This is a genomic window from Lachnobacterium bovis DSM 14045, from assembly GCF_900107245.1.
In the GTDB taxonomy this organism is placed as follows: domain Bacteria; phylum Bacillota; class Clostridia; order Lachnospirales; family Lachnospiraceae; genus Roseburia; species Roseburia bovis.
The window spans coordinates 1-15,065 of sequence record NZ_FNPG01000026.1; the positions used below are offsets into that span (position 1 = coordinate 1).

11 protein-coding genes and 3 tRNA genes are annotated in these 15,065 nt (G+C 30.9%); 11 read left to right on the forward strand and 3 right to left on the reverse strand.

Annotated features, from left to right (window positions below):
• Position 1 precedes the first annotated feature (1 nt).
• The 6 genes from BLV79_RS09980 (at position 2) to BLV79_RS10005 (ending at position 2,944) form a co-directional block, all read left to right on the forward strand.
• A tRNA-Met gene (locus BLV79_RS09980) sits at positions 2–75 on the forward strand.
• A gap of 20 nt (positions 76–95) precedes the next feature.
• Positions 96–168 (forward strand) — tRNA-Val (locus BLV79_RS09985).
• Between the two features lie 48 nt (positions 169–216).
• Positions 217–290, forward strand: a tRNA-Met gene (locus tag BLV79_RS09990).
• Positions 291–642: 352 nt separating this feature from the next.
• A complete protein-coding gene (locus BLV79_RS09995) occupies positions 643–2,034 on the forward strand; it encodes an AI-2E family transporter (RefSeq protein ID WP_074718619.1) in 1,392 nt (463 codons plus the stop codon).
• Positions 2,035–2,113: 79 nt separating this feature from the next.
• Entirely contained in the window at positions 2,114–2,581 is a 468-nt protein-coding gene (locus BLV79_RS10000) for an HD domain-containing protein (protein ID WP_207645672.1), read from the forward strand.
• 105 nt (positions 2,582–2,686) lie between these two features.
• Positions 2,687–2,944: a DUF6171 family protein gene (locus tag BLV79_RS10005; protein ID WP_074718621.1), complete on the forward strand. Its 258-nt coding sequence runs from the start codon at positions 2,687–2,689 to the stop codon at positions 2,942–2,944.
• A 134-nt stretch (positions 2,945–3,078) separates the two neighbouring features.
• On the opposite strand, the gene BLV79_RS10010 is transcribed toward BLV79_RS10005, so the two are convergent.
• Positions 3,079–4,836, reverse strand: a complete 1,758-nt coding sequence (locus BLV79_RS10010) for a carbon starvation CstA family protein (protein WP_074718671.1) — start codon at positions 4,834–4,836, stop codon at positions 3,079–3,081.
• A 357-nt stretch (positions 4,837–5,193) separates the two neighbouring features.
• Here BLV79_RS10010 and BLV79_RS10015 point away from each other — a divergent pair, with 357 nt between their 5' ends.
• Both BLV79_RS10015 and BLV79_RS10020 read left to right on the forward strand, forming a co-directional pair.
• The gene (locus BLV79_RS10015) at positions 5,194–5,895 is read left to right on the forward strand and encodes an alpha/beta hydrolase (RefSeq protein ID WP_074718623.1); all 702 of its coding nucleotides are present in this window, start codon (positions 5,194–5,196) and stop codon (positions 5,893–5,895) included.
• Positions 5,896–5,928: 33 nt separating this feature from the next.
• The gene (locus BLV79_RS10020) at positions 5,929–7,692 is read left to right on the forward strand and encodes an endo alpha-1,4 polygalactosaminidase (RefSeq protein WP_074718625.1); all 1,764 of its coding nucleotides are present in this window, start codon (positions 5,929–5,931) and stop codon (positions 7,690–7,692) included.
• A gap of 203 nt (positions 7,693–7,895) precedes the next feature.
• Here the strand turns inward: BLV79_RS10020 and BLV79_RS10025 are convergent, their stop codons facing one another.
• Positions 7,896–9,752 carry a B12-binding domain-containing radical SAM protein gene (locus BLV79_RS10025; RefSeq protein WP_074718627.1) on the reverse strand — a complete coding sequence of 619 codons (1,857 nt, stop codon included), beginning with the start codon at positions 9,750–9,752 and terminating at the stop codon, positions 7,896–7,898.
• Between the two features lie 193 nt (positions 9,753–9,945).
• On the opposite strand from BLV79_RS10025, the gene BLV79_RS10030 reads away from it, so the two are divergent.
• Positions 9,946–11,316: a lipase family alpha/beta hydrolase gene (locus BLV79_RS10030; protein WP_242871460.1), complete on the forward strand. Its 1,371-nt coding sequence runs from the start codon at positions 9,946–9,948 to the stop codon at positions 11,314–11,316.
• A 103-nt stretch (positions 11,317–11,419) separates the two neighbouring features.
• The gene (locus tag BLV79_RS12470) at positions 11,420–13,438 is read left to right on the forward strand and encodes a Na/Pi cotransporter family protein (RefSeq protein ID WP_083354544.1); all 2,019 of its coding nucleotides are present in this window, start codon (positions 11,420–11,422) and stop codon (positions 13,436–13,438) included.
• Positions 13,439–13,530: 92 nt separating this feature from the next.
• Here the strand turns inward: BLV79_RS12470 and trhA are convergent, their stop codons facing one another.
• On the reverse strand, positions 13,531–14,181 hold the full coding sequence (gene trhA, locus BLV79_RS10060; RefSeq protein ID WP_074718629.1) for a PAQR family membrane homeostasis protein TrhA: 651 nt from the start codon (positions 14,179–14,181) through the stop codon (positions 13,531–13,533).
• Positions 14,182–14,616: 435 nt separating this feature from the next.
• Here trhA and ndk point away from each other — a divergent pair, with 435 nt between their 5' ends.
• Positions 14,617–15,042, forward strand: coding sequence for a nucleoside-diphosphate kinase (gene ndk, locus BLV79_RS10065; protein ID WP_022747755.1), 426 nt, complete (start codon positions 14,617–14,619; stop codon positions 15,040–15,042).
• Positions 15,043–15,065 lie beyond the last annotated feature (23 nt).

Sequence of the window (15,065 nt, forward strand, 5' to 3'; positions counted from 1 at the left end):
TGGCGAGATAGCTCAGTTGGCTAGAGCACATGGTTCATACCCATGGTGTCGAGGGTTCGAATCCCCCTCTCGCTACTATCGACGAAAGTCGAAATGGGATCTTAGCTCAGCTGGGAGAGCATCTGCCTTACAAGCAGGGGGTCACAGGTTCGAGCCCTGTAGGTCCCATTCATGTGAAAGCATGAGTGGCAATTTTAAAAACAGATATTATTTTGTGGCGAGATAGCTCAGTTGGCTAGAGCACATGGTTCATACCCATGGTGTCGAGGGTTCGAATCCCCCTCTCGCTATTGACGAAGATAGGGTTGAAGTTCCCTATCTTTTTTCTTATTTAATTTATAGTTTTATTTTCAGTTATGTTTTTTATTTCTATTTCTATGTATATTTTTATGTATAGTTCTATTGCTATTTCAAAACTTAGTCAGGACATCGAATATTCACAATATTTTAAATAAAATTTAAAGATTGTATTTCCTTTTATGGTAGTCATTTACTTTTCTCTCTGTTATAATAAAAGTGTACTAAGACGATAATATTGACGATGTTAGTAGTGTTATAAATGTTTTTTGAATAACATTAGATACAAAAATAGCATTAAAAGAATATTATTATAGAATAGCATTAGAAAAACGAGGTATTAAAATGAAATTTAATAAAAATTGGTTGGATAAAAAGTGGGTATCTTATACAGTTGCAATTTGTTCTGGAGTTGTTCTGTATGAAATATTGAATAATTTATCAATTTTTGCTAAAGCAATATCTATATTATACAATTTTGTTTATCCTGTTGTGATTGGAATAGTTATTGCTTATATATTAGACCCGATGGTTGTTTTGTTACAGGAAAAAGTTTTTAAGTCGATAAAGTCGCAAAAGATATCTAGAGGAATTTCTATTTTTGTAACAATCGTTTCTTTGATTTTGTTCTTGAGTATTATAATGATAGATCTAATACCACAGTTGATTTCGAGTATTACGGGATTTGCAAAACAGTCAAAGAATTACGCAGGTTCTTTTGAAAAGTTTATAGATGAAGTTAATGGAATGCTAGAAACATATAACGTTAACGGTTCTAATCTAGTTTCTGTTGGCTCTAGTATGGCAAATAAGGTCGGAGCTATGATTTCAAGCAATATGTCTAGCATTATAAATACGTCATTTAGCATTGGAAAAGGCCTTGCAAATGGAATTATAGCGTTTATCCTTGCAATTTATTTTTTGATTGATAAAGAAAATATGATAAAAGGTGCTAAACGACTTCTTAGAATTTTGGTTGCACCTAAAACATACGATAATCTTGCTGTTTTTTGGAGAAAATGTAATCATATTTTAATTAAATATATTGCATGTGATTTGTTGGATGGTTTAATTATTGGAGTAATTAACTTTATTTTTATGACGATATTAGGAATGCAATATCCATTATTGATTTCTTTTATTGTTGGTGTTACTAACTTGGCACCTACTTTTGGTCCTATTGTTGGTGGCGCAATTGGTGGAAGCATACTTGTTTTGGCTAATCCATTATCTGCTTTATGGTTTATTATTTTCACAATTATATTGCAGACATTAGATGGATATGTTATTAAACCCAAATTGTTTGGTGATAGCCTTGGAGTTTCCTCTATCTGGATTTTGATTGCAATTATTGTTGGTGGAAGAATGTTTGGAGTTGTAGGTATTATGATTGCCATTCCTGTTGCGGCAATTATTGATTACATTTATAAAGAGTATTTTCTTTATAGAATGGAAGAAAAGAAAAATATTGAGCATCAGGCATTTGATACATACAAAGACAAAAGTATTACATTATTAAAGGATATTAAGGATATTAAAGACAAAAAGAATGAGTTAGACGCTAAGCGCGAGGCAAAAAAAGAAGCCAAGCGTGAAGCTAAAAAAGAAAGTAAAACTGAGAAAACAGCTAAAGCTAAAACTGAAAATATAACTGAGAAAACAGCTAAAGCTAAAACTGAAAATATAACTGAGGAATCAGCCAAAGCTAAAAATGAACTAGATAATGATAAAAACTAATCATTAATTTAATGATGTAATAAATGTTGCAAAATAATGAGGGAGGAATACCATACGCATGGTATGGTAGAAGTGTATTATGCTTTATAATGATGATTTTTGCATGGAGTACGAAAAAATGTACGAGGTAGCATTAGAAATTGCTACAGAGGCGCATAAAGGCCAAAAAGATGATGCGGGGAAGGATTATATCAATCATCCGTTGAAGGTTGCGTCATTGTGCAAAAATAAGAAAGCAAAAATAGTAGCACTTTTACATGATACAATTGAAGATACATTTGTTACGAAAGAGTATTTATTAGAAAAGAAAATTTCATCGGATATAGTCGAGGCAGTTGTTTTAGTAACAAAAGAAAAAGGTTATGATCCGGTGGAATACTTCACTAGAATAAAAAATAATCCTATTGCAAAAGAAGTTAAATTAGCGGATTTGACGCATAATTCTGACTTGTCAAGGATAGATAATCCAAATGAACATCAGATTAATAGAGTGGCAAAATATAAAAAACAGATGGCTTTTTTAAAGGATGAAATTAAAACCTTATAATAGCCGTAATTTGGAAAGTTATGATTCGATATGTAACTCATGTAATGTGAGTAATAATGTATTGCATAAATATCAAGGAGATGGAAAGTAGAGGGAAAAGGGAGAATGGAAGTTAAGGATGAGACACGATTTTGTAGACAGTGTTTGATGATGGATCAAGTTGGCGAGGGAAAAGAAAAACTTGAGAAGTATTTATCGGTTATAAAAGAGCAAGATAAAACAGATAAAAAAGAATATCTAAAGAGGTTAGATGTTTGTAGAACGTGTGATAAATTAGTTGAATTTACATGTACTGTATGTGGTTGTTATGTAGAATTTAGGGCGGCTGTAAAGCATGGAAAATGCCCAAATAAAAAGTGGTAGTTCTAATTGACATTCCCCAGGTTAAAGCTGGGGCTTTACAACAATGTTTTGTAAGAAAAAGCTGTAGCAATGGAATAATACTTATAAGTAAAATCCAATGCTACAGCTTTTTAAAAAATACAATAATTAAAGTTTTAGTTGGCTGAATTTACGTAATTGTTAACTGAATCCTCTTCTTCAACTGATTCTGTTTTTCCAAATAATTTCTTGATACATGTAATAGTAACCATAACTCCTAAAACAATTAAAAATACTGCAACTATTAACTGAAGTCCGTTAACAAGGAATATACCTTTGTGAGATAAAAGTAATGTTAAGTTCTTTTGAACGTTTAAAATGATTGCAGTAAATGTTACGCAAAGCATGAAGAACATTGGTGCGTAAAGCATAACACCCTTTCTTTTTGTTGCTTTTAAGAATACAGCGATACCAATTAAAACAAGAGCAGCAAGCATCTGGTTTGCAGCGCCAAAAAGTGGCCAGATATTTTGATATCCACCGAGGCATAATAAGTAACCAGGAATCAAAGTAACAATTGTTGCAAAATACTGATTTGTGAAAAGTTTCTGCCAAAATGGCATTTGGCTTCTGTCAGTTGTATCATCAATAAATAGTTCTTGAAAAGACATTCTTCCGATTCTAGCAACTGAATCAAGTGATGTTAATGCTAAAGAAGAAAGACACATTGTCATAAATACTGTAACATAAATTTTTGGAAGACCAAGTTTAGTGATAAATGTACCTACTCCAAGTGAAAAAATCTGGAATGGAGTTAAGCCACTTGGTACAGCGTGTCCTTTTGATAAAGCACCAACAACGATTAAAGAAATAACACCAAGTAAAGTTTCTAAAACCATTGCTCCATAACCAACGAATTTCATATCTTTTTCGTTACTGATTGTTTTTGAAGAAGTACCAGAAGATACAAGGCTGTGGAAACCTGATACAGCTCCGCAGGCAATAGTAACGAATAATGTTGGGAATAAGTAGCTTATTTCACCATTTGCACCTTTTATAGAAAAACCGTTAAATGCGTTAAGATTCATTGATGGATGAACAAAAAGAACACCAACAACAGATCCTAAAATCATTAAAACAAGTAAAATTGTTGTAAGATAATCTCTTGGTTGCATCAATAACCACATTGGAAGGATCGAAGCCAGGAATAAATAAGCTAAAATGATAAGGTTCCAATGTTTTCCTACCATGTAAATAGGTAGTTTCATTCCTATTGCAAAAGTAACAACAAGGACAACAGCAGCAACAATAAATTTAATTAACTCTGTATTTTTTGATACATGTGATTTGATAAATTTTTCCGCAAATGCCATAAACATTGCTACAAAAACAAATAAAATAGAAATACTAGCAGCTGATGCAGCACCAAATCCTTTTTTCAAAACGGCTGGATCCTTAGATGGTACAGCGTTGAAAGTACCAGCAACCATTGATGTAAAAGCTGCAATTACTAATAAAGTAAATAACCAACAGAAAAGTAAAAATAATCGACGACCTGTTTTACCAATGTATTTTTCAATGATAAGACCGATAGATTTTCCGTCGTTTTTAACTGAAGCATATAGTGCACCAAAATCTTGAACTGCACCAAAGAAGATTCCACCAATTAAAAGCCAAAGAAGTACAGGAACCCAACCGAATGCTGCGGCTAAAATTGGACCTTGTACAGGACCGGCACCAGCAATTGATGAAAATTGATGTGAAAATACTGTAAATTTTGATGAAGGGACGTAGTCAGCGTCATCTTCAAGTTTTAGAGCTGGAGTTTTTGCTTGTGGATCGATGCCCCATTTTTTTGCTAAGAAGCCACCATAGCAAACATATCCTAATAATAAGCAAACACCAGCAATTAATAGAATAACTATACTGTTCATAATTTTTTCGTCTGAATACTCAGACACTCCTTTCATAAAATATATAATTCCTGAATATAGATAAAAATAGATTAAAAAAATTTAGCATAATAGTTATCTCGCGCGATAACACTTTAATGTAATGTAGAATAAATTCTTTGAGATATAGATTATCACTATAGCTAAAAGATGTCAACGATAATAATTACTATAACTTATAGTTATAATAAGCGCCTGAGTTTCGTTTGCTTTCGCCAAAAAGTAAAAAAATTTTATAAAAACTTGATAAAATTTAAAAGAATACGATATAATTTATGGTGAAAGCTTTTCTAGCGAGTAACCACATGAAATAACAAATAAACAATGGAGGAGGAAAGTATGGATATAATTGAAAAGAATGAAACAGTTATTTCTAATGGAAAAGTTATTTGTGGAGTTACTGTATACGAAAACGAAAAGAAATCTGTTCCAATGGTATATTTAATATCTACAGAAGAGATTGGTGATGAAATAATTGAAAAATGTACAGAATTAGGTTCTAATGTTTTTAATATGACAGTTATTACATTAAAAGAATGGAATGAGTATTTGTCACCATGGGAAGCTGAGAATATTATATCGGAACACGATAATTTTTTGGGAAAAGCCGACATTTTTCTTGATTTCATATTAAAAGATGTAATGTCTTATACGGAATGTGCATTGACTACAACTCCAAGTGAATCAGTTTTGGTAGGGTATTCAATGGCAGGCTTATTCTCTTTATATTCAATGTATAAAACAGACCAATTTGATAGGGTGGCGTCTGTTTCAGGTTCATTGTGGTATCCAAAGTTTTTTGATTTTGTAAAAAGAAATAAAGATTTTAATTATCCAAAGAAAGTTTACATTTCTTTAGGGGATGGGGAAAGTAAAGCCAGAAATGGATATCTTAAATCAAATGAGTATATCACACAGGAAATATACACTAGATATGCATCAGAGGGAATAGAATGTGAATATGAAATAAACGAGGGAAATCATTTTAATCATGTTGCTGACAGAATTGCTAAAGGAGTCACATGGCTTCTTAAAAAATAACTAGAAAACTTGTAAATCCAAGGAGGAAACAACATGAAGAAGAGAAACTTAATGTTTGTACTAGTAGCATCTGTAACAGCAGTTAATACAATGGCATTTATGCCACAATCTAATGTCTACGCGAAAGACGATTCAGTTATTGTTCAAGAAAAAAAAGAAAACCAAACATTTAAAAATGAATTTGGAATTTTTATTGGCGTTGGCAAGCAAAGTGCGCAGAAATTTAAAAATTACAAAAAAATTGTATTAGATATTTCTGATTATTCTAAGGAAGATATTGCAAAATTACAAAGAAAAGGGCATGTCGTATATGGATATCTAAATGCAGGAACATTAGAAAAATATCGTTCTTATTATGAACAGTATAAGAAATATTCTTTGGGAAAATGTAGTGGATATGATGATGAAGTTTGGATGGATGTAACAAAACCTAAATGGCAGTATTTTGTAGTTGATTCACTTGCAAAAGAAATGGCAGATAAAGGCGTTGATGCATTCTATTTAGCAAACACTGATGTCTATTCAAATTACAAAGAAAAAAAGGTATATGATGGTTTATTAAAAATAGTGAAAAGCTTACAAAAATACAACAAACCAATTAGCATAATTGGTGGTGAAGACTTTGTTAAAAAACTTATGGATAGTAAAAAAGAGTATCTAATTAAAGGTGTTATATCAGAACAGTGTTTTACAAAAATTGAAGATGAAAAAAAGAATATTTTTGGAAAGCAGGATACAAATACGATAGCTTTCTACAAAAGTTATTTATCAAGATTAACAACTAAAGATTTAGAAGTATCAATTATAGAGTATTCTTCAGATGAAAAACAAAATGATGAAATAATAAAGTATTGTAAGAAAAAAAATATCAATTATTTAATTTCCAATCGCTCAAATTTAAATGAATTAATTAATGATAATGGACAGCCGGAGCCAGAGCCACAACCACAGCCACAACCACAGCCACAGCCAGAGCCACAACCGGAACCAGAGCCACAACCGGAGCCAGAGCCACAGCCACAACCACAGCCAGAGCCACAACCAGTACATCAATTTAAGAACAAATTTGGTGTATTTATCGGTTTAGGTAAACAGGCAGTTGAAAAATTCAAAGATTATGAAATTATAGTTCTAGAAACGGATAATTACACAAAAGAAGATATTGAACAGTTACATAAAGCTGGACATAAAGTGTATTCTTATCTAAACGTTGGTGCTTTAGAAAACTGGAGAGATTATTGGAATGACTACAAGAAGTATAGTTTGGGCGTTTACCAAAACTGGGAAGATGAAGTGTGGATTGATGTGTCAAAGAAAGAATGGCAGGATTTTGTGGTAAACAAGCTGGGTAAAAAAATGAATGATAAAAATATTGATTCATTTTTTATAGACAATACAGACATATATTATTTTAAAAATAATGAAAATATTTACAAAGGATTGATAGACATTTTTAAAGGACTAAAAAAATACAACAAGGGCATCGTAGTAAATGGAGGAGACGTTTTTGTTAGTAGAGTAATCAGTGAAAAACAAGGAAGTTTGATTACGGCTATTAATCAAGAAGGTTGTTTTACAACAGTAAAGAATTACAATAAAGATATTTTTGGTGAGCAAGCACCGGATGATAGGAAATATTTTACGGATTATATTGAAAATTGTAAGGCAAATGGAATTGATGTATTTATTTTAGAGTATACAAAGGATGAAAAACTAAAAAACAAAATCATAAAATATTGTCAAGAAAAGGATTTCAAATATTTTATTTCACCAACAATTAAACTAAATCAGATTTAGTTGTAGAAATTATATGAGGAAAGTATAATTTCACAAGGTATGAAATTAGAAAAGTCTAAAGTTTAGTTTTTGAAGATTAAAGTTAAACTGGATAAATATTTCTAATAAAAAGACTCAGTTACACTAATTTGAAATGGAGATGTCGTAAGTTGAATCTTCATCTATAAAGGTGTAACTGAGTTTTTATTTTTTTATATAATGTCCTACAATAAAACGATAGACGCATTATGATTAATTGGATTTCGATTTTCGTAATCGAATGCACAATATATGACTGATTTTTGGATATTAGTGTCAGCAAAACCAAAGTCTTCTGAGCTTAGATAGTAGAATGGTTCAATATGTAATTTTGCTGAACGACGTAGACCGTTTTCAACATATACATTTTTGGTTTCGTTTTTAATTTTTGTCAAATCAGTCATCCAGATTGGTCTTTTTTTGAGATTCTCACGCAAGTATAAATCGAGCAAGCATAATTCTTTTAGTTTTTCAATTGAAAAATCAGTTAAATCAAACTGTGTATTTAAAGCGCAAACACAGGAATCTGGATTATTTATTAAGAAATCCATAAATTCAATTAATATTTCATACTTACGAATTCTGTTATGTGATATTTTGTCATAATCTTTATAAGCATAAAATTTACCAAGTGCTTCAAAAAATTCAAATGGTGTGTTAAATGTATCTACCAAATATGGTAGAGTTTTAGAAAATTGTCCACTATTATAGTAGACTTCAACCATTTCTTCAACTTGTTTTAAAAGTAAAATATCATCATAAGAAATCCATGTAGTTGATAAAACTTCAAAAGGTGAACTGCTTTGGTGTACGCAATTATATTCATCTTTGTGAGCATGCATAAAGGATCCTTTAAGAACTTTTAAAAATCCCATTTGAAGCTGTTCTGGTAAAAGCGAATAAACATCATTGAATGAATTAGCAAAACTTTTTAAATCTTCGTGAGGAAGGCCTGCAATTAAATCAAGATGCATGTGTACATTGTGATTCATATGAATTCTATTTACAATAGAAGCAAGATGATCAAATGTTGAAGGGCGATGAATTGCTTTTAAAGTTTGAGGGTTAGTAGTTTGAACTCCGATTTCTAGCTGAACTAATCCCGGACGCATTTGTTGTAAAAGCTCAATTTCTTCATCATTTAATATTTCGGCTGCTATTTCGCAATGGAAATTAGTGATTCCTTTATCGTGCTCCATTAAGTACTTCCAAATAGCGATAGTTCTCTTGTGGTCACAGTTGAATGTTCTATCAACAAATTTTACTTGAGGAACTTCATGGTCAATAAAAAATTGCAATTCATGAAAAACTTTATCAAGAGATCTAAAACGTACTTTTTTATCAATAGAAGAAAGACAGTAACTGCAGTTAAATGGACAGCCACGGCTACTTTCATAATATATAATTCTATGCTCTAAAGATAAATTGTTTAGTACTTCATAGCAAAAAGGTAATTTATCTAAATCAAAGATTGCTCTTGGATTAGTCAAAATAATTGATTCTTTAGATGCTTTTTCGTTAGATAGTGTTTTATTATAATTAATATCATCAGAATTATTCTGTGAATCGTTGTTATTTTTATCTAATTCATGTTTAGCAATGGCGTTAGATGGACGGTAAGTTAAGCCATCAATTTCGTTTAAATTACCGATTTCATCAATGTAGTATTGGCAGAATTCAAGAAAAGTTTCTTCACCTTCGCCAATCATAATGCCTGCAATTTCTGGAAGTGAATCAACAATTTCTGTAGAATTGTATGAAACTTCAGGACCACCGAGCCATATTTTAGTGTTAGGTAAAACTTTATGTAAGTCTGATATGATTTCACGAATGTAATTGATATTCCAAATGTAGCAAGAAAAACAAACAATATCTGGTTTTTCAAGATATAAATCACGTAGAATAAAATCTTTTTGTTGGTTAATTGTGTATTCTTTTAGCTTTAAAGAATCACGATATTTGTCAGCATAAGATGCTAAACAATAAATTGCCAAATTCGAATGAATGAATTTAGCATCAAGGGCTGTTAATAAAATCTTCATATAATAATCATCCTTTATAATAAAATGCAATATTATTTTAGACTATTTTTTTTAGGGTTACAAGTTTAAGTTTATGGAAAAAAGAAAAATAGTTTTTTAATTTAATGTTGTTATAAAAGTTGCAGTATTATATTGTAATATGATATTCTTTGAAAGGGAAAATAATAAAATTTGAAGATGAAGGAGAAAAAGAGTGAAAAAGAGTTTGTATTTCTTTAGATATTTGATAATAAATATAGTTTTAACTATAGGTGTAGGAGCGATTATTTTGCCAATGACATTGGCTAAAGTACCAAGTAATTTAAAACTATTACAGATTATAGCAATTATTGTTTTAATATTGGTAGAATTGATGCCTGATTTATTATATGGAAGATTAATGACAAAAAGATTATCAATTGCAAGAAATGGCTGCCAGCTTTTATCAGTTTTTCTTACATCAGTTGTTTTTGTCTCAATTTACTTGTTAGTTGCGTTACTTGGGGATAAAAGATTTATTGCAACAGATGGGAATTGGATACAATGGGCAAAAATAATTGGGATTTTTGTGATAATAGAGAATATAATTTTTTGGAGCGGAATAATCAGAATTTATGTTTCTTCAGCACAGTTAGGTATTAAATGGAGAGTAATAGGAATTGTCTGTGGATTAATTCCTGTTGTTCATCTTGTTGTATTATCTAAACTTATTTATTTAGTATCAAGTGAAACTTTTTTTGAAAATGATAAGTTGTTATTAGATGAAAGTAGAAAAGACGACAAGATTTGTGAGACAAAATATCCAATTTTATTGGTGCATGGGGTTTTTTTTAGGGATTTTAAATATTTAAATTATTGGGGACGTATTCCTGCTGAATTAGAAAAAAATGGTGCGAAATGCTACACAGGAAATCATCAATCAGCAGCAGCGGTTGCAGATAGTGCTAGAGAATTAGACGAAAGAATCAAAGAAATTGTAAATAAAACTGGATGCAAAAAAGTAAATATTATAGCTCATTCTAAAGGTGGACTTGATTCAAGATATGCAATATCTAAGCTCGGAACATCAAAATATGTAGCATCGTTAACAACAATTAATACACCACATAGAGGCTGTGAGTTTGCAGATTTTTTATTGAGCGGAATAGGAGAAGCGCAGCAAAAATTTGTGGCAAAAACATACAACAGTGCATTTAAAAAATTAGGAGATGAGAATCCTGATTTCCTTTCTGCAGTATATGATTTGACTGCATCATCATGTGCAAAATTCAACGAAGAAGTGCCAGATAGTCAAGAAGTTTGGTATCAAAGCGTCGGTAGTAAATTAAATAAAATAATAAGTGGGAGGTTTCCACTTAATATGACTTATAAGTTCGTGCAGTATTTTGATGGGGACAATGATGGTCTAGTTGGCGAGAAATCATTCAAATGGGGGAATAATTATAGATTTCTTGTAAATACTGAAAGTAATCGCGGAATATCTCATGGAGATATGATAGATTTAAATCGTGAAAATATTAAAGGCTTTGATGTAAGAGAATTCTACGTACAATTGGTTTCAGATTTGAAAAAAAGAGGATTTTAAAAATAAAATCATAATTTTTATAAATTTTAGCTATTCAAAAGATATTATAATGTGTTAATATGATGTTGTATTATTTTGTAATTAGAAATAGGAGGACAAGAGAATGGAAGTATTCTCTACGATATTAACATTACTTAGTGGAGTTGCCTTATTCCTTTTTGGAATGGGTTTAATGGGCGATGGACTTAAACAGGTCGCCGGAAATAAATTAGAGATGGTTTTATATAAATTAACCAGCTCACCTATTAAAGGAATTCTTCTTGGTACTGTTGTAACAGCAGTCATTCAGTCTTCATCTGCAACGACTGTAATGATAATTGGTTTTGTTAATTCAGGTATGATGCAGGTGTCTCAGGCAATTGGTACAATAATGGGTGCTAACATTGGTACATCAATTACAGGATGGATTTTATGTCTTTCATACATTGATGGAGGAAGCGGAGTCGCTACATTAATTTCTTCGACTACAATAGCAGCTGTTGTTGCAGTTATTGGTATTATCTTTAAAACTTTTGTAAAAAATGAATCATTAAAAAAAGTTGGAGCTATTATGATGGGATTTGCAATCCTTATGACAGGTATGCAGACAATGAGTGGTTCTGTATCAGGATTAAGAACTAATCCAACTTTTTTAAATATTATTGAAAGTGTAAAAAGCCCTTTTCTTGCGATTTTAATTGGTATTATTTTTACTGCAATTTTGCAAAGTGCGTCAGCTTCAATTGGTATCATGCAGGCATTGTCTACAACAGGTGCAATTTCTTTTGCAGTTGCATTCCCAATTACTCTTGGTATTGGTGTTGGTGCAGCTTGTCCGGTTCTTCTTTCGGCAGTTGGTGCTAACAAAAACGGAAAAAGAACAGCCCTTGTATATTTATTAAATGATTTGTTCGGAATGATTATTTGGGGAACTGTATTTTATTCTGTAAATGCAGTTGTTAATTTTAGTTTCTTGAACTCAACAATGACACCAGTTAGCATTGCATTATTAAATACGGTGTTCCGTATGGCAACAGTATTGGTGCTATCACCATTTATTAAATTTATTGAGAAGTTTGTATTCTGGCTTGTTAAAGAAGATCCAGAAGATCGTGAAGATTATGAAGATTTCGATCTTTTAGAAGACCGTTTACTTATGTATCCATCAATCGCTTTAGAGCAAAGTCATAAAGCAATGAATGGAATGGCGCGTAAGGCAAAAAAGAATATTTTGCGTGCGATGACGCTTCTTGTTAATTATGATGAGAATCGTTATCAGGTTATTCAGGAAAAAGAAAAAGTTATTGATAAATACGAAGATAAAGTAGGTAGTTATCTTATCAAGGTCACAAGTCACAATTTAACTGCAGTTCAGTCTCACAAGGCTTCAGAATTACTTCACGTAATTAGTGATTTTGAACGTTTAGGAGATCATGCTGTAAATATTTCAAAAGTTGCCAAAGAATTGGCTGATAAAAAGATTAATTTCTCTGAGCAGGCTTTAAAGGAGCTATCGTTTTTAGAGGCAGCAGTACAGGATATTGTAGAAATGACTTGTAAAACATTTATGGAAGATAATCGTGAAGCAGCAAAGAAGATAGAACCTCTTCGTGAATGTATAGAGATGCTTTGTGATGAGTTGAAATTTAATCATGTTCAGCGTTTAAGTGCAGGAGAATGTGATATGATTAAAGGCCTTCCTTTTAACGATTTGCTCACTAATTACGAACGTATTTCTGCACATTGTTCTAACGTTGCAGTTGCAATTATTGAAATGCAGCATGCAGAATTAGATGCTCATAGTTATGTAAAGAATATGCGTCAATTAAAGAACGATAGTTATAGAGAAACATTAGAAGCTAATCTTTTTCATTATATGACACCTATGAATCAGATGGTTGAAAAAGAGCAACTTCTTGCTATGCAAGCTAAAAAAGAAGAAGCACTAAGATTAGCTGATGAAGATAAGAAGGACAAAGGCAAAAAGAAGGATAAAGATAAGAAAAAAAATAAAGACAAGAAGAAAGACAAAAAGAAGGATAAAGATAAGAAGAAAGACAAAGATAAAAAGAAGGATAAAGATAAGAAAAAAGATAAAGACAAGAAGAAAGACAAAAAAGACAAAAAGAAAAAAGACAAATAAAAACAAAAACTAAATAATAAAAATATAAAAGCACTTTAGAATATGCCGAATCAAGAATAATATATCCTAAAGTGCTTTTTTTTAATTAAATTTTAAGCAATATATTGGTACATTAAAATTGCGTGACACATGCTACCTGCCATGACGAAAAGATGAAAGATTTCATGTGAACCAAAATATTTATGTTTTTTATTAAAAAGTGGTAACTTAAGAGCATAGATGACGCCACCAATTGTATATATAATACCTCCAAAAAGTAACCATAAAAACCCTGTGATTGGCATATTTTGAATTATGTCCTTTAAATAAGCTATACAAACCCATCCCATTGAAATGTATAAACATGATGAAAGCCATTTAGGGCATGTAACCCAAAATAGTTTGAAAATCATACCAATAATTGCGATTGACCAAATAATTGTTAGTAATCTAAGTCCTCCAGAATGTCTTAAAGTTGTCAAACAGATTGGAGTATAAGAACCAGCAATCAATACAAAAATCATTGTGTGATCAAGTCTTTTGAATATTTTTAATACCTTTCCTTTAACATTAACTGAGTGATAAAGGGTACTTGCAGAATAAAGTAAGAGCATGCTCGCAATAAATACACACATCGAAAACAAAACAGTACTACTTTTGTGAAGAGCTGCTTTTATAAGTAATGGCGTTGAAAAAAATGCTGTCAATATTACAGCGATTAAATGTGTAATAGCACTTCCCGGTTCTCTAATTTTAATAGTCATAAAAAAGCTCCTTTCAATATTTGAAAATATAAATTAAAATTCTCTAAAAATGTCTTATAAAATAACTGTAGATAAGCATAGTCAAAATTAGGTCTAGATAAATGTCCTAAATAAATCTTATAATATAACCACACAACTCTAGCATGTAGTTTTCAAAACTACGTCACACAAGATACAATACCACTTTACAAATAGCTTGTCAATAAGAAATATTAAAAGAATTTAGTAATAAGTAGTCTTTGACTTGTATTTATAAAGATAATAATCTGATAATTATAAGAAAACTATAAAATTATACTAAAAAGTATAAAAAATATTTTAAAAAAACCATCATTATGATATAATATTTCTTGAAGGATGCACGATATACTTAAATGTGTATAAAAAATAACCAAAATTTGGTAAGAGTGCAAAAGAGTATGGGGAGGTATGAAAATGGTAGAGAAAACATTATCATTAGTTAAACCAGATGGAGTTGCAGGAAATCATATAGGTGAGATTTTAAACTTATATGAAAAAGAGGGACTTAAAATAGTTGCTCTTAAAATGATTAAAATCAACAAAGAGTTTGCAAGACAACATTATATTGATTTAAAAGATAAACCTTTCTATCAAGAATTAGTTGATTTTATTTCGAGTGGTCCACTTGTAGCTATGATTCTAGAAGGTGAAGATGCAGTTAACACTGTTAGAAGAGTTAATGGTGCAACAGATCCTAAGGAAGCAGCCGAAGGCACAATAAGAAATAAATATGCTAAGGGCAAAACTGATAATACAGTTCATGGATCAGATTCGGTTGAACATGCAAAGAGAGAAATTTCAATGTGGTTTCCAGAGTATCTTGATTCATATCTTTCATAAATAATGTTTTTTAAAAACAGAAA